24 protein-coding genes are annotated in these 21,267 nt (G+C 53.5%); 17 read left to right on the plus strand and 7 right to left on the minus strand.

Going from position 1 to position 21,267, the window contains the following annotated elements; genetic code table 11:
• Positions 1-49 precede the first annotated feature (49 nt).
• From HKT17_RS03505 to cysM, 7 genes are all read left to right on the plus strand, one after another.
• A complete protein-coding gene (locus tag HKT17_RS03505) occupies positions 50-475 on the plus strand; it encodes a gamma-butyrobetaine hydroxylase family protein (protein WP_008250308.1) in 426 nt (141 codons plus the stop codon).
• 18 nt (positions 476-493) lie between these two features.
• On the plus strand, positions 494-1,234 hold the full coding sequence (gene ubiE / locus HKT17_RS03510; protein ID WP_171097884.1) for a bifunctional demethylmenaquinone methyltransferase/2-methoxy-6-polyprenyl-1,4-benzoquinol methylase UbiE: 741 nt from the start codon (positions 494-496) through the stop codon (positions 1,232-1,234).
• A 2-nt stretch (positions 1,235-1,236) separates the two neighbouring features.
• Positions 1,237-2,298 carry a Tim44 domain-containing protein gene (locus HKT17_RS03515; RefSeq protein ID WP_205882487.1) on the plus strand — a complete coding sequence of 354 codons (1,062 nt, stop codon included), beginning with the start codon at positions 1,237-1,239 and terminating at the stop codon, positions 2,296-2,298.
• Between the two features lie 78 nt (positions 2,299-2,376).
• The gene (locus HKT17_RS03520; protein WP_171097889.1) at positions 2,377-3,078 is read left to right on the plus strand and encodes a ubiquinone biosynthesis accessory factor UbiJ; all 702 of its coding nucleotides are present in this window, start codon (positions 2,377-2,379) and stop codon (positions 3,076-3,078) included.
• Positions 3,075-4,670: a ubiquinone biosynthesis regulatory protein kinase UbiB gene (gene ubiB / locus HKT17_RS03525; protein ID WP_171097892.1), complete on the plus strand. Its 1,596-nt coding sequence runs from the start codon at positions 3,075-3,077 to the stop codon at positions 4,668-4,670. Before HKT17_RS03520 ends, ubiB begins: the two co-directional genes overlap by 4 nt.
• 61 nt (positions 4,671-4,731) lie before the next feature.
• A complete protein-coding gene (locus HKT17_RS03530; protein WP_171097894.1) occupies positions 4,732-6,177 on the plus strand; it encodes a high affinity choline transporter 1 in 1,446 nt (481 codons plus the stop codon).
• A gap of 41 nt (positions 6,178-6,218) precedes the next feature.
• Positions 6,219-7,121, plus strand: a complete 903-nt coding sequence (gene cysM / locus HKT17_RS03535; RefSeq protein WP_171097896.1) for a cysteine synthase CysM — start codon at positions 6,219-6,221, stop codon at positions 7,119-7,121.
• Positions 7,122-7,138: 17 nt separating this feature from the next.
• On the opposite strand, the gene mltB is transcribed toward cysM, so the two are convergent.
• The gene (gene mltB, locus HKT17_RS03540; protein ID WP_205882488.1) at positions 7,139-8,194 is read right to left on the minus strand and encodes a lytic murein transglycosylase B; all 1,056 of its coding nucleotides are present in this window, start codon (positions 8,192-8,194) and stop codon (positions 7,139-7,141) included.
• Positions 8,195-8,309: 115 nt separating this feature from the next.
• Between mltB and HKT17_RS03545 the strand changes: the two genes are divergently transcribed.
• From HKT17_RS03545 to HKT17_RS03570, 6 genes are all read left to right on the plus strand, one after another.
• Positions 8,310-9,230: a histone deacetylase family protein gene (locus HKT17_RS03545; protein ID WP_105028371.1), complete on the plus strand. Its 921-nt coding sequence runs from the start codon at positions 8,310-8,312 to the stop codon at positions 9,228-9,230.
• Complete coding sequence (locus HKT17_RS03550; protein WP_171097900.1) at positions 9,227-9,916, plus strand: carbonic anhydrase; 690 nt, start codon at positions 9,227-9,229, stop codon at positions 9,914-9,916. Before HKT17_RS03545 ends, HKT17_RS03550 begins: the two co-directional genes overlap by 4 nt.
• A gap of 123 nt (positions 9,917-10,039) precedes the next feature.
• A complete protein-coding gene (locus HKT17_RS03555) occupies positions 10,040-10,789 on the plus strand; it encodes an electron transfer flavoprotein subunit beta/FixA family protein (RefSeq protein WP_008250324.1) in 750 nt (249 codons plus the stop codon).
• A 25-nt stretch (positions 10,790-10,814) separates the two neighbouring features.
• Positions 10,815-11,744: an electron transfer flavoprotein subunit alpha/FixB family protein gene (locus HKT17_RS03560; RefSeq protein ID WP_171097902.1), complete on the plus strand. Its 930-nt coding sequence runs from the start codon at positions 10,815-10,817 to the stop codon at positions 11,742-11,744.
• A 50-nt stretch (positions 11,745-11,794) separates the two neighbouring features.
• Positions 11,795-13,600 (plus strand): acyl-CoA dehydrogenase, encoded by a 1,806-nt coding sequence (locus tag HKT17_RS03565; protein ID WP_171097904.1) that lies wholly within the window; start codon positions 11,795-11,797, stop codon positions 13,598-13,600.
• Between the two features lie 67 nt (positions 13,601-13,667).
• Complete coding sequence (locus HKT17_RS03570) at positions 13,668-14,060, plus strand: DUF2784 domain-containing protein (protein WP_171097905.1); 393 nt, start codon at positions 13,668-13,670, stop codon at positions 14,058-14,060.
• Here the strand turns inward: HKT17_RS03570 and HKT17_RS03575 are convergent.
• Both HKT17_RS03575 and HKT17_RS03580 read right to left on the minus strand, forming a co-directional pair.
• Entirely contained in the window at positions 14,057-14,266 is a 210-nt protein-coding gene (locus tag HKT17_RS03575; RefSeq protein WP_040512957.1) for a hypothetical protein, read from the minus strand. The two genes, HKT17_RS03570 and HKT17_RS03575, sit on opposite strands and share 4 nt — an antisense overlap.
• Before the next feature lie 115 nt (positions 14,267-14,381).
• The gene (locus HKT17_RS03580) at positions 14,382-14,642 is read right to left on the minus strand and encodes a hypothetical protein (RefSeq protein WP_138517562.1); all 261 of its coding nucleotides are present in this window, start codon (positions 14,640-14,642) and stop codon (positions 14,382-14,384) included.
• A gap of 90 nt (positions 14,643-14,732) precedes the next feature.
• On the opposite strand from HKT17_RS03580, the gene HKT17_RS03585 reads away from it, so the two are divergent.
• Positions 14,733-15,680 (plus strand): LysR family transcriptional regulator, encoded by a 948-nt coding sequence (locus tag HKT17_RS03585; protein WP_105028378.1) that lies wholly within the window; start codon positions 14,733-14,735, stop codon positions 15,678-15,680.
• A 372-nt stretch (positions 15,681-16,052) separates the two neighbouring features.
• Here HKT17_RS03585 and sorU read toward each other — a convergent pair whose 3' ends face one another.
• Genes sorU through HKT17_RS03605 form a run of 4 tightly spaced genes read right to left on the minus strand, consistent with a single transcriptional unit; the run spans position 16,053 to position 18,728 of the window.
• Positions 16,053-16,379, minus strand: coding sequence for a SorU family sulfite dehydrogenase c-type cytochrome subunit (gene sorU, locus HKT17_RS03590; protein ID WP_105028379.1), 327 nt, complete (start codon positions 16,377-16,379; stop codon positions 16,053-16,055).
• Positions 16,376-17,578, minus strand: coding sequence for a SorT family sulfite dehydrogenase catalytic subunit (sorT, locus tag HKT17_RS03595; RefSeq protein ID WP_105028380.1), 1,203 nt, complete (start codon positions 17,576-17,578; stop codon positions 16,376-16,378). The genes sorU and sorT overlap by 4 nt, the downstream gene beginning before the upstream one ends.
• A 21-nt stretch (positions 17,579-17,599) precedes the next feature.
• Positions 17,600-18,193 (minus strand): hypothetical protein, encoded by a 594-nt coding sequence (locus HKT17_RS03600; protein ID WP_105028381.1) that lies wholly within the window; start codon positions 18,191-18,193, stop codon positions 17,600-17,602.
• Positions 18,186-18,728 (minus strand): RNA polymerase sigma factor, encoded by a 543-nt coding sequence (locus HKT17_RS03605; RefSeq protein WP_105028382.1) that lies wholly within the window; start codon positions 18,726-18,728, stop codon positions 18,186-18,188. The genes HKT17_RS03600 and HKT17_RS03605 overlap by 8 nt, the downstream gene beginning before the upstream one ends.
• A 98-nt stretch (positions 18,729-18,826) precedes the next feature.
• Here HKT17_RS03605 and HKT17_RS03610 point away from each other — a divergent pair, with 98 nt between their 5' ends.
• From HKT17_RS03610 to carA, 3 genes are all read left to right on the plus strand, one after another.
• Positions 18,827-19,030 carry a hypothetical protein gene (locus HKT17_RS03610; protein WP_105028383.1) on the plus strand — a complete coding sequence of 68 codons (204 nt, stop codon included), beginning with the start codon at positions 18,827-18,829 and terminating at the stop codon, positions 19,028-19,030.
• A 27-nt stretch (positions 19,031-19,057) separates the two neighbouring features.
• Positions 19,058-19,927: a bile acid:sodium symporter family protein gene (locus HKT17_RS03615; protein ID WP_105028384.1), complete on the plus strand. Its 870-nt coding sequence runs from the start codon at positions 19,058-19,060 to the stop codon at positions 19,925-19,927.
• A 162-nt stretch (positions 19,928-20,089) separates the two neighbouring features.
• On the plus strand, positions 20,090-21,265 hold the full coding sequence (carA, locus tag HKT17_RS03620) for a glutamine-hydrolyzing carbamoyl-phosphate synthase small subunit (protein ID WP_168426903.1): 1,176 nt from the start codon (positions 20,090-20,092) through the stop codon (positions 21,263-21,265).
• Positions 21,266-21,267 lie beyond the last annotated feature (2 nt).

Consider the following 21,267-nt stretch of genomic DNA (forward strand, 5'->3'; position numbering starts at 1 on the left):
CTTGATGAGATACACTTGAGGATTACGCATTCCAAAGACCCCAAGCAGCATGGAAACCACCAATATCCCCACCCCGACACGCATTGTTGTGCATCAAAAGTCCAAGGTACTCGAGATCGAGTTCGACACCGGTGCCTGTTTCAACCTGCCATTCGAACTGTTGCGGGTGTATTCGCCTTCTGCAGAAGTTCGTGGTCATGGCCCCGGACAGGAAACCCTGCAGGTGGGTAAAAAAGAAGTAACCATCAACAATCTTGAGCCTGTGGGCATGTATGCCATCAAGCCGTTTTTCTCGGATGGTCATGATTCAGGCCTTTTTAGCTGGCAATACCTGCTGTGGATGGGCGAGAACCAGGAAGGTTTGTGGGAAGACTACCTGGAACGCATGAAGGCTGCTGGCGCAAGCCGCGAACCGAATGCGCCTGAAAACATTCCTTTTGAACAGAAGAAGGGCGGCGCCTGCGCAAGCCATTAATCAACGCCACACATCAACATGAACGATAAAATTACCGATTTCGGCTTTGAGAAGGTTCCCGAGGACCAAAAAGCCAAGAAAGTAGCCGAGGTGTTCGACTCGGTGGCGGCGAAATACGACATCATGAACGACCTGATGTCGGGTGGTATGCACCGCCTTTGGAAGGCCAGCACAGTGCGTGCGGCGGGTGTTCGCCCCGGCATGAAGGTGCTCGATATTGCGGGTGGTACGGGCGATTTGAGCAAGGCCTTTCTGGACAAAGTGGGCCCAAGCGGCGAAGTGTGGCTGACGGACATCAATGAAAGCATGTTGCGTGTGGGCCGGAATCGCATGATCGATCATGGGTATTTGCCAAAAATGACCCTGTGCGACGCTGAAAAGCTGCCATTTCCCGACAATTACTTTGATGTGGTGACCGTGGCGTTTGGTTTGCGCAACATGACCCACAAGGATGTGGCCTTGGGCGAAATGCGCCGGGTAATCAAGCCGGGTGGCAAAGTGCTGGTGCTTGAATTCTCGAAGGTAAACCCCTTGTTGGCCCCGGCCTATGATCTGTATTCATTTCAGGTGTTGCCAAAAATTGGTCAAATCGTGGCGCAGGACAGTGCCAGCTACCAGTATTTGGCTGAGAGCATTCGCATGCACCCGGATCAGGAAACCCTGAAAAGCATCATGCTTGAAAGTGGGTTCGATCAGGTGAAGTACACCAACTTCACTGCGGGTGTGGTCGCGTTGCACCAAGGAACCAAATTCGCCTGAGTTTGTCTATCGGCTACACGCGAAAAATTAATATTCTGGAGGCTTTTGCTGTGAAAACCCGTGTTTGGTCTGTTCGATTGTCTGTCTTGGCTTTAGTAGCAGCCTTTCTGAGTTTGGGTGCTCTGCCTACCGATGCCGAGGCCAAGCGCCTGGGTGGCGGTGGCAGTTTTGGCCGCTCCGCGCCTTCCCAATTCCAGAAGTCTCCATCCACTGCGCCTTCTGGCACCACTTCCACTGCGCCCAGCAAGCAGCAGGCCACTAACCCTGCCGGTGCTACCGCAGGTACGGCAGCAGCGCCCCGCAACCGTTTCCTGGGCCCCTTGGGTGGCCTGGCAGCCGGTTTGGGCCTGGCGGCTTTGTTTGGTTATCTTGGCTTCGGCGCGGGCATGGCTGAATTCCTGGGCACCATGTTGATGATTGCTGCAGCGGTGTTTGCTGTCATGTTCCTGGTGCGCATGCTGCGCGGTCAGCAAGCGGCCAAACAGCGCCCCGCCTACAGCGCACCTGGTGCAGCAGGTTCACCCAACAACAGCTATCGCGAAGCGCCACAAACGCCGCGTTACAGCTCGCCCTCGAATCCTGTTAACGACCCCGTCCCTGGCATGGGCGCACCACGCAACGATCAAGGTTTCGGCCAGTTTGGCAACGCATCGGCTTTTGATGCACCCATGCCGGCGGCAACACCCGTGAAAGACCTGCCAGCCGGGTTCGATGAAGCGAATTTTGTGAACAGCGCCAAGAAGTTTTTCGTGACCATGCAGGGTGTTTTTGACCAGGGCGATATTGCTGGCCTGCGCGAATACTGCAGTGATGAAGTGGTTGACCACCTGCGTGCTGAAATTGAAGCCCGTGGCAACGCGGTCAACCGCACCGATGTGGTTACCTTGGATGCCCAGCTGATCGGCTTTGAAACCGATGTGGATGAGCAAATTGCTACAGTTGCATTCACTGGCATGTTGCGGGAAGAGCAAGACGCAGCCGCTGAAGAAATAAATGAGTTGTGGATTATGAGCCGCCCAGTGGCAGGCGGTGGCTGGGTGCTTTCAGGCATTCACAATCTGTAATTTTTGAACTTACCCGCCGGGCTTGGCCTGCCCGGCTGGGTTACACTCAAACAAATTTTCGATTGTTGGAAGTGTGCCTTGGCCAGTCCCCCCGTATTGTTTTTTCAGTTTGCCTCCAAACTGCTCTCCTCTGGTCCATCCAAAGGTGCAGCGGGTCATTTGTTCTCTGCCCCCTTGAATTTGATGTCAGCCACTGTTACTCAGACCGTGTGCCTGGTGCTAAACCATTTGCTGGATCAGCAGCGTAGCAGCAAAACAAAATTGCAGAAGGAAGCCGGCAAGGTGCTGGTGCTGGGCATTGCTCCCATGCAGCTTCAGTTGCGTGTGAACGACCAGGGATATTTTCAGGCCAGTGTACCCAGCAATGGTGTGGCGGCACCGGCCGATACCACCATTTCCATGCAATGGGCCGATTTGATTGGTTCGGTGAGCAACCCCAACAGCATGTCGAGAAAAGCGGCCATTGAAGGCGACATGGATTTCGCGCAAACCGTGTCTACCGTGATCAACGACTTGAGCTGGGACCCCGAGCGCGATTTGGCCCGTGTGGTGGGCGATGCACAGGCTGTTTGGGTCATGAACACTTTGTCTGCTTTGGGCACCAATGCACGTGATGTGGTACAGCGTTTCAAAAGCAACCTGCGCGAATACGTTGTGCATGAAAAAGCGATGGCACCTACCGCATCCGAGTTCGATGCGTTTCGCGATGAAGTCAACCAACTGCGTGATGAGCTTGCCCGTATTGAGAAACGTTTGGCCAAGTTGGGTGCGCCCAAATGAAGCTTCGCCGTTTGGCACGCATTGCGTTGGTGGCCCGAAAGTATGGCCTGTTCCTGATTGCCGCCGACTCAATCAACAATGGCTTGGCCAAGTGGTTTCTCACGCTGATTTCTTCCCGCTCGCATGTGCAGGCCCCGCGCGGCGAACGCATGCGCCGTGCACTGGAAGACCTGGGCCCTTTGTTTGTGAAGTTCGGGCAATTGCTGTCAACCCGGCGCGATTTGTTGCCCGAAGACGTGGCCGACGAGTTGGCCAAATTGCAAGACCAAGTGCCCGCGTTTTCCTCCGAGAAAGCCCGTGAATTGATTGAAGCCAGCCTGGGCCGCCAAATTGACGACATGTTTCTGGATTTCCAGAACATCCCAGTGGCCAGCGCCTCGATTGCCCAGGTTCACTTTGCGATAATCAGGGCTGGCGAGCACGAAGGCAAGAAGGTGGCGGTGAAGGTATTGCGCCCCGGCATGATCGAGGTCATCGACAAAGACCTGGCCTTGATGAAAACCGCTGCGCGCTGGATTGAAAAAATTTCATCCGATGGCAAGCGCTTAAAGCCCCGGGAAGTGGTGGCCGAGTTCAACAAATACTTGCACGATGAACTGGATTTAATGCGCGAAGCGGCCAATGCCTCGCAGTTGCGCCGTAATTTCTCGTCCACTTCGGGTAGCGGGCACCTGCTTCGTGTGCCTGAAATGTATTGGGACTATTGCTGCAGCACCGTGATTACCATGGAGCGCATGCACGGCATTCCGATTTCCCAAATCGAGCGGCTTCGCGAGAACAACATTGATTTGAAAAAACTGTCCCGCGAAGGTGTGGAAATTTTTTTCACCCAGGTGTTTCGCGATGGTTTTTTCCATGCAGACATGCATCCCGGCAATATCTATGTGGGTGATCAGCCTGAAGATTTTGGTCGATACATTGCACTTGATTTCGGTATTGTTGGCACCCTCAGCGATGTGGACAAGCAATACCTGGCGCAAAACTTCCTCGCATTCTTCCGGCAAGACTACAAGCGTGTGGCTGAGCTGCATGTGCAATCGGGTTGGGTGCCCAAGGGCACGCGTATTGATGAGCTTGAATCCGCCATTCGAGCCTGCATTGAACCTTTCTTTGGCAAGCCGTTGAAGGAAATTTCGCTGGGACAGGCCTTGATGCGTCTGTTTCAAACCTCTCGCCGCTTCAATGTTGAAATTCAGCCACAGCTGGTGCTGCTGCAAAAAACCCTGCTGAACGTGGAGGGTCTTGGCCGCCAGCTTGATCCTGACCTGGATCTTTGGAAAACCGCAAAGCCGTATCTGGAAAACTGGATGCACCAGCAAATCGGTTTGAAGGGTTTTCAGTCCAGCCTGCAATGGGAGGCCGCCCAGTGGTCACAAATTTTGCCAGCCTTACCGCGACTATTGCACCAAACACTCACCCATTCAAATGGTCGGGTTGACGATCAAATCGAACAATTGGTGAAACAGCAAAAGCGCCTGAACCGGGCTTTGTTCTGGATGGTGTTGATGCTGGCTGTGCTTTTTGGTGTGGTTGCACTTGATTTGTTGTGGCCCTTTTTAATTGGCTATTCAGGCCCCAAAGGTCTGTTCTAGCTCTGCGCATGTTTCTTGCCTATAATCCGAAATCATTTTTTCTCTCTGGTGGGTTTTCAAGATGTTGCTTGCCTCCGTTGTAGCGTATTTGCTGGTTTCTGTACTCATTGGCCTGTATGTGGCCAGAAATGTAAGTAGTGCGGCGGATTACGCCGTGGCTGGCCGGCATCTTTCCCTGCCCATTGTGACTGCCACGGTTTTTGCCACCTGGTTTGGCTCGGAAACCGTGCTGGGTATTTCTTCCACCTTTGTTGAAGAGGGTTTGAGCGGCATTGTGGCGGATCCGTTCGGCGCATCCATGTGCCTGATTCTGGCTGGTTTGTTCATCGCACCGAAAATTTATCGCCTGAATTTGCTCACCTTGGGCGACTATTACCGCGTGCGTTACAACCGGGTAGTTGAAATTTTTTGCAGTGCCTGCATTGTGGTGTCTTATCTGGGTTGGGTGGCGGCGCAAATCAGTGCACTGGGATTGATCTTCAACGTGCTCACCGATGGTGCAGTTTCCCAAGAATGGGGCATGGTCATTGGCGCCAGTGTGGTGCTGATCTACACGCTTTTTGGTGGCATGTTGTCAGTGGCTATTCTCGACTTCATCCAGATGGTGGTGATTGCAGCGGGCTTGGTTTACATCATGTGGATCGTGGCTGATTTGGCTGGTGGTGTGGGCACTGTGGTTGACCATGCTGAAGCCGCCGGCAAATTGCAGTTTTTCCCGGAGGAATTCAGCTACGTGCTGTGGGTGCCTTTTGTAGGTGCCTTTCTGACCATGGCTTTTGGCTCCATTCCCCAGCAGGATATTTTCCAGCGCATCAGTTCTGCCAAAGACGAGAAAACCGCCGTGCGGGGTGCTGTGCTGGGTGGCTCCATGTACTTTTTCTTCGCGTTCATCCCGGTGTTTTTGGCCTACGGCGCTATTCTGATCGACCCTGCAACCTTCACGGCGATGGTGTCGGAGGATTCGCAAATGGTGTTGCCCAACCTGGTGTTGATGCACACCCCCGTATTTGCACAAATCGTGTTTTTTGGTGCACTCATTTCTGCAATCATGAGCACGTCCAGCGCAACCTTGTTGGCACCCTCCGTGTCGTTTGCAGAAAACATTGTCAAGAACATCTATCCAAAAATGGACGACAAGGCCTTGTTGTTGACCATGCGCATTTCAGTGTTCGTGTTCACCATCATTGTGGTGGCCTTTGCCATCAACAGTGAATCTTCAATTTTCGAGATGGTGGAAAGCGCCTACGAAATTACCCTGGCTGCTGCATTTGTTCCGCTGGTGTTTGGCTTGTATTGGTCAAAAGCAACCTCGCAGGGTGCAGTTGCATCAATCGTAGTGGGTGTCAGCAGTTGGTTGATCGCCAAAAACTTTTTCCCCAGTGAAGTTTGGCCACCCCAGTTGTTGGGCATGGTGCTGGGTTTATTCACCATGATCATTGCTTCGCTTCTGCCTCAGTGGATCGAACACAGGCCAGCGCTGCGTGACGGTGTTGTGCACCTACATTAAGCTAAAATAGCCGGATTACCTTTGTTGAAAGTGATCCGGCTGTGAAATACCTCACCATTGAAGATACCATTGGCAACACCCCACTGGTGCAGTTGCAACGTTTGCCTGGCAAGGCCAATGCCGACCGTGGCAATGTGATTCTGGGCAAACTGGAGGGCAACAACCCAGCCGGTTCAGTCAAAGACCGCCCGGCCATTTCCATGATCAAGCGTGCCGAAGCCCGCGGCACAATCAAGCCGGGCGATACGCTGATTGAGGCCACTTCAGGCAACACCGGTATTGCCTTGGCCATGGCGGCCGCCATTCGCGGTTACCGCATGGTGCTGATCATGCCCGAGCACCTCAGCATTGAACGTCGCCAAACCATGCGTGCCTTTGGCGCAGAAATCATTTTGACCCCGCAAAAAGGGGGCATGGAATATGCGCGTGACCTGGCCGAGCAAATGCGTGACCAGGGCAAGGGCGTAATTCTTGACCAGTTCGCCAACGAAGACAACCCACTTGCCCACTTTGAAACCACTGGCCCTGAAATTTGGCGCGATACCGCTGGCCAAGTGACTCACTTTGTGAGCGCCATGGGCACAACGGGGTCGATCATGGGTGTGTCTCGTTACCTAAAGGGCCAAAACCCGGATGTACAAATTATCGGTGCTGAACCCAGCGAGGGTTCGCAAATTCCGGGCATTCGCAAATGGCCGAAAGAATACTTGCCTAAAATTTACAAACCCGCCGGTGTAGACCGCGTGGTGCAGGTGACCCAGCTTGAGGCCGAGGAAATGGCCCGAAAGATGGCAGCTGAAGAAGGTATTTTCTGTGGTATTTCAGCAGCAGGTGCGGCGCACATTGCCCTGAAAATTGCGGAAGAAGTTGAAAACGCAACCATCGTTTTTATCGTGTGTGACCGGGGCGATCGCTACTTGTCCACGGGTGTGTTTCCGGCCTAGTTCGGTGCTTTTGCCTCTCAATTCAGCATCTCCCTTCTAAGTTTCAACGCTTCGCTGAGTTCCAGCACCGCGTTGGCATAGAAGGAGCTGCGGTTGTAACGGGTTACCACGTAAAAGTTATGCCCACCAGCCACAAAGGCAGGCTCGCCCTCTCCACGCACCAGTTCAATCAGCGCCAGTTTTTCATCAGGCTGTGTTTCGCCATTTAACTTCACGCCTTTTTGTTGCATCGCCGCCGGGGTGAAGGTGGGCACAATGTCGGGTGCCAGCAGTTCCTGCAAATTGTCGGCATGTTCTATGTCCACCAACACACGAGTGGCTTTGCCAGTTTCCCACCCGTGTACTTTCAGAAAATTGGCCACGCTGAAAATTGCATCGCGGCGGCTGTGAAACAAATCCACGATGCCGTCGGCGTCGCCGTCCACGGCAAATGCAGTCCATGAGCTGGGCATGAATTGGCCCAGCCCGATAGCCCCCGCATACGAGCCTTTCACCTCAAGCGCATCCAGGTGAGTTCTATTGCACAACGCAATAAACGCCTCGAGTTCGCTTAAAAAGAATTCAGAGCGGTCACGTTGGCCTTCAGGGTAGGCAAAGGCCAGCGTGGCCAGGGAGTCGAGCACCCGGTAGTTGCCAATGTGTTGCCCGTAAATGGTTTCCACGCCGATAATGGCCACAATTACCTCTTGCGGAATGCCGTATTTGGCTTCCGCCTCTTTCAGGGTGCCCAGGTTGGCGTCCCAAAACTCCACGCCTTTGCGAATGCGGTAGGGTTCCACAAAACGGCTGCGGTAGGTGTCCCAGTTGCGCACGCCCTTGGTTTTGGGTGGCTTTACGGCCTTCACCACTTGGGGCAGAAGTTCCGCCTGTTTCAACAGTTCAAGTGTGGTGCTCGCTGGGATGCCTTCTTTGGCTTTCAGTCGCTCTGCCAGGGCTGTCGCATTTTTGTGTTCGGCAAAATTAACCTTGTCGGTCTCTTGGGCCTGTACGGCTTGAGTGCACAGTGCTGTGCTGATTAGAATGGTGGCAAAGCTTGATAAGATTCGTTGAGTAGTCACAAAAGGAGTCAGCATGTCCGGTAGAGGCGAAGTCAAAAGAAGTAGTGGTCGACCCGGCGCATGTTTGCTTGAATTGGCAGGTCTGTTGTTCACTATAACCCAGCATTCCCGTGCTGTTTGGGCCTAAGCCATGACCACAGCCTATATTTCCCATTCTGATTGCGCCCTGCACAACCCTGGTCTGGGCCACCCCGAGAGCATGGCTCGTTTGCGGGTGATTCGTGAAAAATTGCAGGCCTCCGATTTGTGGCCGCGCCTGGTTCATTGCGAGGCGCCCGAGGTGCCATGGTCGGCTGTGACGGCAGTACATACGCCCGCATATGTAGAAAGCATCAAAGCCCGTTTCCCCTTGAAGCGGAATATTGACATCGATGGCGATACCACTTTGTCAGAATTTTCGTTGGATGCAGCACGTCGCGCTGCGGGTGCCTGTGTGCATGCAGTCGATTTGGTCATGGCCCATGCTGTGAACAATGCTTTTTGTGCCGTTCGCCCGCCCGGGCACCACGCGTGTGTGGACCGTGCCATGGGCTTTTGCGTGTTCAACAACGTCGCAATTGCTGCGCAGCATGCCATTGATGCCTATCGGCTTGAGAGAGTGCTTATCGTGGACTTTGATGTACACCACGGCAATGGCACCGAGCATGCATTTGCCAACAACCCCAAGGTGCTGATGTGCAGTACTTTTCAATCGCCTTTGTATCCTTTCAGTGGCGGGCTTGATGGAGCGCGCAACATGGTGAATTGTCCCATTCAACCCGGTGGTGGTCGCGAAGAAATCAAACACGCCATTCAAACCCACTGGGTAGATGCGATTGATCGCTTCAAGCCACAGTTGGTGTTGGTCTCAGCCGGGTTTGACGCCCATGAAAGCGACCCATTGGCTGACATGACCCTTAGCACTGAGGACTATGGCTGGATCACCCAATTCCTCAAGCGTGTCGCTGAAGAATATTGCGATGGCAAACTGGTCAGTACGCTGGAAGGGGGTTATGAACTGGAGGCTTTGGCCGATTCTGTATATGCCCATGTGGAGGCGCTTGCATCGTGATTTTTTCAACCCCCGCGCCGTATTCCGAAAATCGATTGAGTGAAATGTTGGCGCGCAATGCGCAATGGGCTGGGCAAATTACAGCGCAAGATCCCGATTACTTCAAGCGGCTTTCTGCTGGGCAAAGCCCGGCCTTTACCGTGATCAGTTGTTGCGATAGTCGAGCCGATCCCAATACCCTGCTGCAAAGCAATCTGGGTGAATTGTTCGTCTACAAAAATGTGGCCAATCAGGCTGGTTTGAACGATCTGAGTTTGCAAACTGCAATCCAGTTTTCCATTGACAGCTTGAAAGTGAAGCATATCCTGGTGTTTGGGCACCACAATTGCGGTGGCGTTCGTATTGCCTTGGGTTTGCATGCAGGCGGTGCACCTGGCGATTGGCTGGAAGGTGTGCGTGAGCTGGCCCACGATCATCAGTTGTTCAACCCGGCCTCGCCTGAGCAAGCCAACCGGAATGTCGACAAACTGTGTGAGCTGAATGTGATTCAGCAGGTGAGACTGGCTGCGTTGAGCCCATCGGTGAATGCCGCCTGGGGTCGGGGCGAACCAGTGGCTGTGGGTGGCTTGGTGTACAGCCTGTCAACCGGGCGGGTCATTGATTTGGATTGCACGATTCGAAGCCGGGCCGAGATCGATGAGCGCTGCTTTTCAGCCATGAAAGCGATCTGCGCACGCTACCAATAACCTCGACAAACCCCCCCTTAGAGTGTAGACTCTATGAAAAATCGAACGATCGTGCGTTTTTTCTGAAAACGCTTCGTATAATCACATTCACACATTATCAATTTCAATTATGGGATGGCTTGCATGAAGATCCTGGTACCCGTTAAACGCGTAGTCGACTACAACGTAAAAGTGCGCTGCAAAAGCGACGGTTCTGGCGTGGATATCGCCAACGTTAAAATGTCGATGAACCCCTTCGACGAAATCGCCGTTGAAGAAGCCACGCGCCTGAAAGAAGCTGGCGTGGCCACTGAAGTGATTGCCGTAAGCTGTGGCGTGGCCCAATGTGTTGAAACTTTGCGCACCGCTGCTGCCATTGGCGCTGACCGTGGCATTCTGGTTGAAACCGATGTTGAGCTGCAGCCTCTGGCCGTTGCAAAAATCCTCAAAGCGATTGTTGAGAAAGAAGGCATTGACCTGGTCATCATGGGTAAGCAAGCCATTGACGACGATTGCAACCAGACCGGCCAGATGCTGGCTGCCCTGGCAGACATGCCACAGGGCACCTTCGCATCCAAAGTGGTTGTTGAAGGTGGCAAAGTGAATGTAACCCGTGAAGTGGATGGCGGCCTGGAAACGGTTAGCCTGAGCCTGCCAGCGGTTGTAACCACTGACCTGCGCCTGAACGAGCCACGCTATGTGACTTTGCCCAACATCATGAAGGCCAAGAAAAAACAGATCGACACCATCAAGCCCGCTGACTTGGGCGTGAATGTTGATCCACGCATCAAAACCCTGAAAGTGAGCGACCCGCCCACTCGTTCAGCCGGTATCACCGTGCCCGATGTGGCCACGCTGGTCGACAAGCTGAAGAATGAAGCGAAAGTGATCTAACACAGGGAATACAGGAGCACAAATCATGTCAGTACTCGTAATTGCAGAACACGACAATCAAAGTATCAAGCCCGCTACGCTGAACACCATTGCTGCGGCCCAGAAAATTGGTGGCGACATTCACGTGTTGGTCTCTGGCAAGGGATGTGGTGCTGCCGCTGAGCAGGCTGCCAAGGCTGCCGGTGTAGCCAAGGTATTGCTTGCAGATTCTGATTCACTGGGTGACCAGTTGGCAGAAAACCTGGCTGCGCAAATTCTGGCCGTGGCTGGTAACTATGGTCACATTTTGGCACCCTCAACCAGCGTGGGTAAAAACGTATTGCCGCGTGTTGCCGCCAAGCTGGATGTCGCTCAAATTTCCGACATCATCAGTGTTGAAAGCACAGACACCTTCACACGCCCAATTTACGCCGGCAACGTGATCGCCACGGTTCAGTCTTCTGACGCCACCAAGGTAATCACCGTTCGCACCACTGCATTCGACCCGGTTGCAGCCGAAGGCGGTTCTGCTGCCATTGAAAACCTGAGCGCCGCTGCCGATTCTGGCAAGTCCACATTCGTAAGTCGCGAAGTGGCCAAGAGCGATCGCCCTGAACTGACAGCCGCAGGCACTATTATTTCCGGTGGTCGTGGTATGGGTTCGGCTGAAAATTTCAGCGTGTTGAATCCCTTGGCCGACAAACTGAACGCTGCCATTGGCGCTTCACGCGCAGCAGTGGATGCAGGTTATGCACCCAACGACTGGCAGGTTGGCCAAACCGGCAAAATCGTGGCGCCGCAGTTGTACATGGCTTTTGGTATTTCCGGTGCCATTCAGCACCTGGCTGGCATGAAAGACAGCAAGGTGATTGTGGCTGTGAACAAAGACCCCGAAGCACCAATTTTTGGTGTGGCCGACTATGGTTTGGTGGGCGACCTGTTCGACGTAGTGCCACAGCTGACTGAAAAGCTGTAATTACAAAACTGTAAGTAATCAAAAACGCAAAGCTGTATCAGGAGACGACAATGAGTTACAACGCCCCAGTCAAAGACATGATGTTTGTCTTGAAAGAATTGGCCGGCTTGGATCAAGTATCCCAGTTGCCCGGTTGTGAAGATGCGACCGAGGAAACCGTGGATGCGGTTCTGAATGAAAATGCGAAGTTCACCAGCGAAGTGGTAGCCCCATTGAACTGGTCGGGCGACGTAGAGGCCGCCAACTGGAAAGACGGCGTTGTAACCACAGCCAAAGGCTTCAAGGAAGCATTCAAAGCCTTCGGCGAGCAAGGCTGGCAAGGTCTGCAGCACCCCGCTGAATTTGGCGGCCAAGGTCTGCCCAAGCTGGTGGCAACACCTTGCATGGAAATGGTCAACGGCGCCAACCTCAGCTTTGCGTTGTGCCCCTTGCTGACCGATGGCGCAATTGAAGCGTTGTTGGTGGCAGGCAGCCAGCAACTGAAAGAAACGTATATCCCCAAAATGATTTCCGGCGAATGGACCGGCACCATGAACCTGACCGAGCCACAGGCCGGTTCAGACCTGGCGTTGGTGCGTTCCAAAGCCGTGCCGCAAGACGATGGCACCTATCGTATTTCTGGCCAGAAAATCTACATCACCTACGGTGAACACGACATGGCCGGCAACATTGTGCACTTGGTGCTTGCCCGTACCCCCGATGCGCCCGAAGGCGTGAAAGGCATCAGTCTGTTCGTAGTGCCCAAGTTTTTGGTGAACGAAGACGGTTCTTTGGGCAAACGCAACGATGTGTACTGCGCATCCATCGAACACAAGCTGGGTATCAAGGCCTCGCCAACCGCGGTGCTGCTGTATGGCGACAACAAGGGCGAAGTGGGCCAGGGCGCGATTGGTTACCTGGTGGGTGAAGAGAACAAGGGTTTGCAGTACATGTTCGTTATGATGAACGCCGCCCGTTTCCAGGTGGGTGTTCAGGGTATTGGTTTGGCCGAGCGTGCTTATCAAAAAGCCGTGCAGTACGCCAACGACCGCGTGCAGTCTCGCCCGGTTGATGGCTCTGCCAACGAAGCCGTTGCCATTATTCACCACCCCGATGTGAAGCGCATGTTGATGAGTATGCGTAGTCAGGTTGAAGCTGCGCGCGCCATGGCTTGCGTGGCCGGTGCTGCATACGATGCCGCCCATTTCCACGCCGATGAAGCCACACGCAAGCAAAACATGGCTGTGTATGAATTCATGGTGCCGCTGGTTAAAGGCTGGTCGACTGAAATGAGTATCGATGTGACATCCACCGGTGTGCAGGTACACGGCGGCATGGGCTTCATTGAAGAAACAGGTGCAGCGCAGTACTACCGCGATGCAAAAATCCTGACCATCTACGAAGGCACAACCGCCATTCAGGCCAACGACCTGGTGGGCCGCAAAACCTCGCGTGACGGTGGCGCCATGGTCAAAGCCCTGTGTGCGGAAATTGCACGCACAGTGGTTCAGTTGAATGAATCCGGTTCTGCTCATGCCAAGGCAGTGGCAGCCCGCCTGGACGCAGCTCGCGCTTCGTTCCTGGATGCGGCACAGTTTGTAGTCGACAACATGAAGAGTAATCCAAACGCAGTGTTTGCAGGTTCAGTGCCTTATTTGAAATTGGCTGGCACCACTGTGGCTGGTTGGCAAATGGCGCGTGCGCTGTTGGCCGCAGAAGCGAAAATCAAGGCTGGCGAAACAGACAGTTTCTACAGCGACAAGATTTTGACCTCGCGTTTCTTTGCCGACCATGTATTGAACACCGTGCCTGGCCTGCGCGACAGTATTGTGAACGGTTATCAGGGCGTCACAGAAATGACAGTTGCAAATTTCTGATTGACTCTGGTTGTTCAGTCATTAAAAAGCCCCTCACATCGAGGGGCTTTTTGTTTATGCTCAATGCATGAATTATTCAAATCTTGCTGACCTGGTGTTGCTGATCCACTTTGTCATTGTGCTGTTTGTGGTGGGTGGCCTGCTGCTGATCCTATTGGGCAATTTATTGCGTTGGCCTTGGGTCAACCGCTGGTGGTTCAGGGCCATGCACTTGCTTGCCATCTCAGTGGTTGTTCTTGAAAGCTGGCTGGGCATTGAATGCCCGCTCACCACACTTGAAAACTGGTTGCGCCTGCATGCAGGGCAGGGGGTTTATCAGGGCAGCTTCATTCAACACTGGGTTCACGGGGTCATGTTCTATCAGGCCCCAGGCTGGGTGTTTGCCTTGGCTTACACCCTGTTTGGCCTTGCGGTTGTGACGGCTTGGTGGCGCTGGCCGCCGCAGCGAATTTGTAGTTAATACTTTGTTTTTGGTTCATGCATTGCCTTGGCAATCGCTTGAATCACCACATCATGGTGTGTGGTTTGTTGGGCAATTTCCGTTGTCTTGGTGGCCTTGGCTTTCTCGCATTCGGTCATCGGTTGATTCACCGGGTTGTTTGCCAAAGCAAGGGTGGATGCTGTGCTTATGGCGATTGCAAAGCAAGTTTGTGCGAATGTTTTCATGGCGGTCTCCAGTGGTTGAAGATTCGGCACGACCTCGTACCGAATCCAGTTCCACTGTGCGACCTTTCGAATGACAAACTTCCCACTGCATGATTACAGTTGTGTCATTCTGGTCTTACCAACCCCCAATGCTGGCGCCCGCTGCGTCAAACCCGCCAATTGCACCATCGGAAAACCAGCCGGAAAAGTTCAGCCATTCCGTGGTTTCGGTCACCAGCACGGTGGGCAGCTCAGTGGTCAGATTCGTGGCTTGGGCCAGGCCAATGCCAGCCAAAACAATCAGTAAAATTAATGTTGTCCTGAGTGCCTTGTTTGCGGTTTCAAACAGGTTCCAGTTCAGGTCCAGGCCAGTGAGGTTTTCGGGCCATTCGTTCATGATTCACACTCCTTTTGAGATGGTGTGAAGTCATGGTATTGATGTACATTGTGCAAATAAACTACCGGTATCGAATTACACCATTGCGCCATGAGCAACAATTTCAATGAACTTCAAGCGGCTGAAACTTTCCTGATGGTGGTCAACACCGGTAGCTTTGCGGCTGCGGCCAAGCTGAAAGGCGAGAACCCGTCCAGTATCAGCCGGGCCATTGCGCAGCTCGAGGCTCATTTGAATATCCGTCTGCTTAACCGCACCACGCGGCAGGTCAAAATTACCGAGGCGGGCGAAATTTATAAACTGTATGCGCAGCGCATGCTGGAAAGTCAGCAAGAGGCGCGTGATGCGATTACCCAACTGCAAAGCGGGCAGCCGCACGGAACCGTTCGTATCAGCCTTCCGGTGATCGTGGGCGAAAAGATACTCGCACCCCGCCTGCCTGAATTTCATGCCAAGTACCCCGATGTGCAACTGCAAGTGGACCTCTCCAACCGCAACGCAATGATTGTAGAAGAAGGCTTTGATATTGCTTTGCGTGTTGGCTTGTTGCAAGACTCCACCTTGCGGGCCCGCAAAGTGGCCACCATTTGGCGAAAGTTGTATGCCGCGCCTGCTTACCTTGAAAAGCATGGCGTACCCCAAACCCCGGCAGATCTGGTTCACCACCAGTGCATTGCATTTTCTCAGCGCGGCGACCAAAAAGAATGGGAGTTCTGGCCTAAAAATGGCGCGCAGCCCAGTCAAAAGCACCGGGTGATTTCATGGCTTACCTGTTCCAGTCCCATGATGGTGGTGCGTGCCATTCAGTCGGGTCTGGGTTTGGGTCGAAGCGCAGACTGGATGCTGCAGGGCGCCTTGGCACGTGGCGAACTGGTTGAAATTCTTGCAGATTGGTATTGCGACAACCCGGCCACAGGCGGTTTGCCCATGTACTTGGTGTTTCCACCGGGTTTAAGCAGCCAGTTGTCCCTGAAAACCCGGGTGGTCGCCGACTTTCTGGAGCAAATTGTTCGCACAGAATTCAAAAAGGCAGATTAAACCGCATTTTGCTGACAGCGAATCTTTCAGCCATCGGCTACATAGCTGAACAACAAAAAATATTCTCAGAGACACAATGCTCGGCAACACCTGCATCACGATCGGTATGGGTTTAAGCCTGACCGTGGAAGATTTTCGACGCACCGCATCACACCTCCGGTTGCGATGGAACTGTAAATCAACGAAGCCGTGAAGCAGGCGGTGATGCGCGCATGGAATTCAACTTACACCTTTGGTAAGTACCTTTCCCCAACTGCGGAGGCATTTTGTTATTTCATACTGGAGCGAGGTGAGCCCTTTTTGATCTCCGAATTTCAAGAGCATCACCTCAACCTGATGCAAAATACAATCAAGCCTTGACGGCAAGCAAACCTACTTGCCTGCCGCTGCCTTGGCAACATACTTGGACAGCACTTTGATCTGCTCTGCCGTCAAACTGTTTTTGTAAGAAGGCATTTGTCCCAAGCCATCCCGCAAGGCCCTGGCCACTTGGTCTTCGCTGGGTTTCAGTTCATCCAGTACCGGCCCTATTGCCCCTTCAGAACCTGCATCTGCCAAGGTGTGGCACACAGCGCAAGCAGGCACTGCTTGAGAGGTGAAAAGTTTCTTACCCAAGGCCATGTCTTCTGCTTCCCCTGCCGAGGCTGCTGTTGCAAAGGACAGCACCAGGCCGAGCATCCATACAGTCTTTGATATCATGCCACACTCACTTTGATTGAATGGTCCAGCCAACTGTTGTTGTTGTAACCACTTTTGTTTTCAACACGGGCTTCGGGCTGGCTTTCACCGCTTGTGTCGGTCGCGCGGCTGGCCAGCTGGTATTCACCCGGCTTCAAATCGGCTTCCAGTACAAACTGGCGCCATGCATATTTGCCAAGGTCTGGACCTACAAACTTCGCAGCAGTCCATGTTTTCCCGCCGTCAGTGGACACCTCAACACCCTTCACTGCATGGGTACCCCCGAAGGCCACACCGTGGATTTGAACGCGCCCAGCCTTGATGGCGCCATCCTCCGGCAAGGGTGCGTTGATCCAGGACTTGATCGACATCTGTTGAACCGAAGGCAGGTCTGGACCAGACGTGCCCCCGATGGGCGTGATCCGGTAACCGTGCGACATGATCTTGGCCTTGGTTTCCTGTTCGGTGAATGCCAGGCGCTTGATGTACTTGATGTTGTTCACACCGGTAAAGCCCGGCACGATCAGGCGCAAAGGTCCGCCATGTGCCAGGGAAATGGGTTCGCCATTCATTTCCCAGGCCAATAGTGCGTCTTCCATGGCATCAGCCGACACAGATCGTTCCACAATTACACTCAAGGGATCCAGCCCGTCTGGCAACTTTTCACCACCTGTTCCTGTCATGTATTTTGCACCTGCTTTCACGCCACCGTGGGCTTGAACCAGTGCGCGAACGGGTACGCCGCTCCACACCACACAGCCAGCCGCGCCCACTTTCCAGGGGGTGCCGCTTGGTTTGTGCGGGAAGAATCCACGCCCGTTGCCTGAACACTGCAGCACCATGGCGGTTGTCTCAAGCCCCATGGTTTTCAGTTCGGCCAGTGTCAATTTTGCGGGTTTGGCAACCCCGTCAATTTCCACCACCCAGGCATCCCGATCTTTCAGGATTTCAGCATCGGGAGGTGGTAGATTGTTGCGAACAAACAGTTGGTCGTTGGGTGTAATAACGCTGGTGCCATAGGCGCTTCGTTTGGTCTCCAGTGTGTTGTTGCTATGTACGATAATGTCGCCAGGAATTTTCCAGTCGGCGTAACCCGGCAGGGGTTTTGCGTCTGCGGCAAAACCAAGTTTGGTCCAGCTGGCCAGCCCCGCCATGGCCATGGCCGCGACAGTACCCTTAAGCACATGTCTTCTGGCATTCGATGAAATTGTGTTTGACATCTCGTTCTCCTTTGGTTTGTTTTAACTGCTTTTTGCTTCAATCAATGCACGGTTCGCGGCTGAAATCGCCTTCTCTTTCTGTGCAACCATTACAACTGCCTTGCCATCAGCGTTGTGCCTGACCTGCCAGTACACATCACGCCACCAGCCACTGCCTTGTGGAATGTGAACACCTTCCTCAAAGGCAAACAAGGTGACCATGCCGCCCTTCTCAAAAAAGGTTGTCAAGTGATACGCCAAATTTCCGTCGATATCGCAAGGGCGCATCAGTTGCGCGAAGCCGGGCACTGGCTTGTTGGCGGGCAAGCCAAACTTTGGCATCAGTTCAGCTGATGTTATGAACTGTCCCCTCAGGGTTCGTTCGTAATATTCATGCTCAATAGCTCCGCGGACCAGTTCCGGTGGGCGAAGCGCAAAGAACCCGCCGCCCACCATTGCGAACAGGCCCAGTGCCAACAAACCGCTGACAAGCGGCGTGCGCCAATAGCGTTCGCGTTTGTACAGGCTCGAGGGGGCTTCGCTTGGCTGGTACGCCAGGGACAATTCAGCACGGGCATTCAGATCGAACTCGCTGTCGATTGATGCGTCAGGAAAAGTGTTGCGAGGGTCATCCATCTTTAGACCGAAGAAGAGTAGTAATTTTGTTGGACGAATCAACGGGAGGCGCAGGATTCATGACTTGCTTCAACGCGTCGCGCGCACGGGCCAGTCTGGACATCACGGTGCCTGGCGCAATTTCAAGTGCCTCGGCAATGGCCATGGTGCTCATGTCATCGAAGTAATACAGCACCAGCACTTCGCGATGAATGGGTGCAATTCTGGCCAAGGCCCGAACTGAATCAATACGGGAGTCGCTGTCCGGCGCGAACTGATCAATGTTGCCGTTTGCTTCGTCGTCCAGTTGCGAGGTTTTTGGTTGTGCGTGGCGGATCACGCAGCGCCGCATGATGCGAAACAACCAGGCTCGCGCCAGGGATTCATCTTTTAACTGTTTGCGATGCTTCCATGCCAAAAAATAAACATCCTGAACAATGTCTTCAGCCAGCACCTTGGAGCCCGTCAACGCCCATGCACTGCGTATCAAAAAGCGGTAATGCTCTTTGACCCACTGGTTGTATCTGCTTTCGGCGCTGGACAGAAAAAGGCTCATAGTCGTATAAGAGCACAGATGCGAGCATCTCATTCCATGGTTTGCAAAATAAAAAACCGGTTGCCACAGGGGGATGCTTAAAATGTGAACTCAAGTCCATGTGGGCGCAAATTGTGGTGGGCGGTTTGCTGTTGATTGCGTTGGGCATCGAATGCACGCTGACCACGTTCGAGAACTGGCGGCGGCCTGGTGGCGATGGCCGCCAAGGTGATTGGAACTATTTGATCGGTCGGGTGCAAAAAGGCGGAAAAAACGTCAATTTGCTGACAGCGCATGGGTTCGGCATCGGCTACATTAGCTGAACAACAAAAAATATTCTCGGAGACACAATGCTCGGCAACACCTACATCACGATCGGTTTACCGGTTTCCCTTTTTATCATCATGATCGGTATGGGTTTAAGCCTGACCGTGGAAGATTTTCGACGCATCAAAGAACAGCCCAAAGGGGTGATCGTTGGTACGGTGTTGCAACTGCTTGGTGTGCCTTTGCTGGGGTTTGCAATCGGTGGCATTTTCGGTGGCGGTGTCATGGCGGCCGGTCTGGTGCTGAGTGCAGCCATGCCCGGCGGTACTACTTCGAACGTGCTCACTTACCTGGCCAAAGCCAACCTGGCTTTGTCAATTACGCTCACCGTGCTGGCCAGCCTGCTTACCGTGGTGACCATTCCGTTCTACATGGCCTACGCTTTGCCCATGTTTGTAGGCGAGGGCACGCAGCTTGAACTTCCATTTCTGAAAACCCTGCTTACCATGATGGTGATCGTGATTATCCCAGTGTGTATTGGCATGTTTATTCGTGCCAAGAAGCCGGAGTTGTCACAAAAGTTTGAACCGGCAATCAATAAATTCGCGGTGTTTGTGCTGGTTGCAATTATTGTGTTGATCGCAATCAGCGAGTCTGAAAACATGCCTGGCTGGTTTGCCGAGGCCTGGATGCCCGTGATGGCGCTAAATTTTGCTGCCGTTGCCCTAGGTTTGCTGGGCGGAAAAATTAGCGGCTTGAATGCCCGAGACAGTTTGACTGTGTCAATTGAAATGTGTGTGAAAAACTCGACACTGGGTTTGACCATTGCGCTGTCATTGCTGGGCAATGCTGAAATAGCTGTTCCGGTTGTTGTTTATGGCTTGTTGATGTACGCCACGGTGGCGGTGTTGTGTTGGTATGGTCGACGCATCGCGGCCTCAAGCCCTGCTTAATCCCCCGAAAGTTCTTCAAAGTTCTCGATAGGCCACACTTCGGTGTGGCCGAACCCGGCTGTTCCGGGTATAATTCTCGGCTAGCTGAATGATTCTTAGGCAAAAAGCCTGCGCGGGTGTTATTTGTCCCCGGGTGTTTTGTCGCATCTATTGGAGTTTCCCTTGTCGAAATTAGTCGCAAGCGCCCACCCGCGCGCCTTGCTCGCGCTCGCAGACGGCACAGTATTCGAGGGCATTTCTTTTGGCGCCCCCACCACGCAAGTGGGTGAAGTGGTGTTCAATACATCGCTCACGGGTTATCAAGAAATCGCCACCGACCCATCCTACTGCCGCCAAATTGTCACCCTCACTTACCCTCACATCGGCAACGTTGGCACCAACCCTCAGGACGAAGAATCCGCCGGGTTGCATTTGTCTGGCCTAGTCATCAAAGACCTGCCTGAACTGGTGTCCAACTTCCGTTCAACAATGCCCTTGGCTGATTACCTGAAAAAGCATGGTGTGCCTGGCATTGCTGGTATTGATACCCGCAAGCTGACCCGTATTCTTCGTGAAAAGGGCGCCCAGAATGGCTGCCTTTTGACTGAAGGCAGTGGCGAAACCTTGAGCGCTGAGCGCGCCATTGAACTGGCCAAAGGCTTCCCTGGTCTGGCTGGTATGGACTTGGCCAAGGTGGTTTCCTGTACAGAAGCCCATGAGTGGGTTGAAGGCGAATGGGCTTTGGGTGTGGCTGCTGAAGAGCCCCATTTCCAGACTGGCGAGCGCCCACATCATGTGGTGGCATTCGACTATGGTGCCAAGCGCAATATTTTGCGCATGCTGGCCCAGCGTGGCTGCCGCGTAACAGTGGTGCCGGCTCAAACCCCGGTGGAGAAAGTACTGGCCCTGAACCCCGATGGCGTGTTCTTGAGCAATGGCCCAGGCGACCCCGAGCCCTGCGACTACGCCATTTCTGCCATCAAGCATATTCTGGACAACACCAAACTGCCCGTGTTTGGCATTTGTTTGGGCCACCAGCTTATGGCTTTGGCCAGTGGTGCCAAAACCATGAAAATGAAGTTTGGCCACCATGGGGCAAACCACCCGGTACAAGACCTGAAAACCAAGCGTGTGGCCATTACCAGCCAAAACCATGGTTTTGCTGTAGATGCCGATTCATTGCCTGCCAACCTGCGCGTTACGCATGTGTCCTTGTTCGACGGGTCTATCCAGGGCCTGGAGCGAACTGACCGTGCAGCCTTTTGCTTCCAGGGCCACCCGGAAGCCAGCCCAGGTCCGCACGATTTGGCAGAACTGTTCGACCGTTTTATTTCAGACATCAAGGCAGCCAAGGCGTAATA

The organism is Limnobacter sp. SAORIC-580, assembly GCF_013004065.1.
GTDB lineage: Bacteria > Pseudomonadota > Gammaproteobacteria > Burkholderiales > Burkholderiaceae_B > Limnobacter > Limnobacter profundi.

Coding starts and splice junctions, on each gene's coding strand:
- HKT17_RS03565 (WP_171097904.1), top strand. CDS start 11,795: ATGAGTTACAACGCCCCAGTCAAAGACATGATGTTTGTCTTGAAAGAA.
- HKT17_RS03555 (WP_008250324.1), top strand. CDS start 10,040: ATGAAGATCCTGGTACCCGTTAAACGCGTAGTCGACTACAACGTAAAA.
- ubiE (WP_171097884.1), top strand. CDS start 494: ATGAACGATAAAATTACCGATTTCGGCTTTGAGAAGGTTCCCGAGGAC.
- HKT17_RS03585 (WP_105028378.1), top strand. CDS start 14,733: ATGAGCAACAATTTCAATGAACTTCAAGCGGCTGAAACTTTCCTGATG.
- HKT17_RS03560 (WP_171097902.1), top strand. CDS start 10,815: ATGTCAGTACTCGTAATTGCAGAACACGACAATCAAAGTATCAAGCCC.
- HKT17_RS03615 (WP_105028384.1), top strand. CDS start 19,058: ATGCTCGGCAACACCTACATCACGATCGGTTTACCGGTTTCCCTTTTT.
- HKT17_RS03600 (WP_105028381.1), bottom strand. CDS start 18,193: ATGGATGACCCTCGCAACACTTTTCCTGACGCATCAATCGACAGCGAG.
- sorU (WP_105028379.1), bottom strand. CDS start 16,379: ATGATATCAAAGACTGTATGGATGCTCGGCCTGGTGCTGTCCTTTGCA.
- ubiB (WP_171097892.1), top strand. CDS start 3,075: ATGAAGCTTCGCCGTTTGGCACGCATTGCGTTGGTGGCCCGAAAGTAT.
- sorT (WP_105028380.1), bottom strand. CDS start 17,578: ATGTCAAACACAATTTCATCGAATGCCAGAAGACATGTGCTTAAGGGT.
- HKT17_RS03580 (WP_138517562.1), bottom strand. CDS start 14,642: ATGAACGAATGGCCCGAAAACCTCACTGGCCTGGACCTGAACTGGAAC.
- HKT17_RS03530 (WP_171097894.1), top strand. CDS start 4,732: ATGTTGCTTGCCTCCGTTGTAGCGTATTTGCTGGTTTCTGTACTCATT.
- HKT17_RS03605 (WP_105028382.1), bottom strand. CDS start 18,728: ATGAGCCTTTTTCTGTCCAGCGCCGAAAGCAGATACAACCAGTGGGTC.
- mltB (WP_205882488.1), bottom strand. CDS start 8,194: ATGCTGACTCCTTTTGTGACTACTCAACGAATCTTATCAAGCTTTGCC.
- HKT17_RS03575 (WP_040512957.1), bottom strand. CDS start 14,266: ATGAAAACATTCGCACAAACTTGCTTTGCAATCGCCATAAGCACAGCA.
- HKT17_RS03610 (WP_105028383.1), top strand. CDS start 18,827: ATGTGGGCGCAAATTGTGGTGGGCGGTTTGCTGTTGATTGCGTTGGGC.
- HKT17_RS03570 (WP_171097905.1), top strand. CDS start 13,668: ATGAATTATTCAAATCTTGCTGACCTGGTGTTGCTGATCCACTTTGTC.
- HKT17_RS03505 (WP_008250308.1), top strand. CDS start 50: ATGGAAACCACCAATATCCCCACCCCGACACGCATTGTTGTGCATCAA.
- HKT17_RS03545 (WP_105028371.1), top strand. CDS start 8,310: ATGACCACAGCCTATATTTCCCATTCTGATTGCGCCCTGCACAACCCT.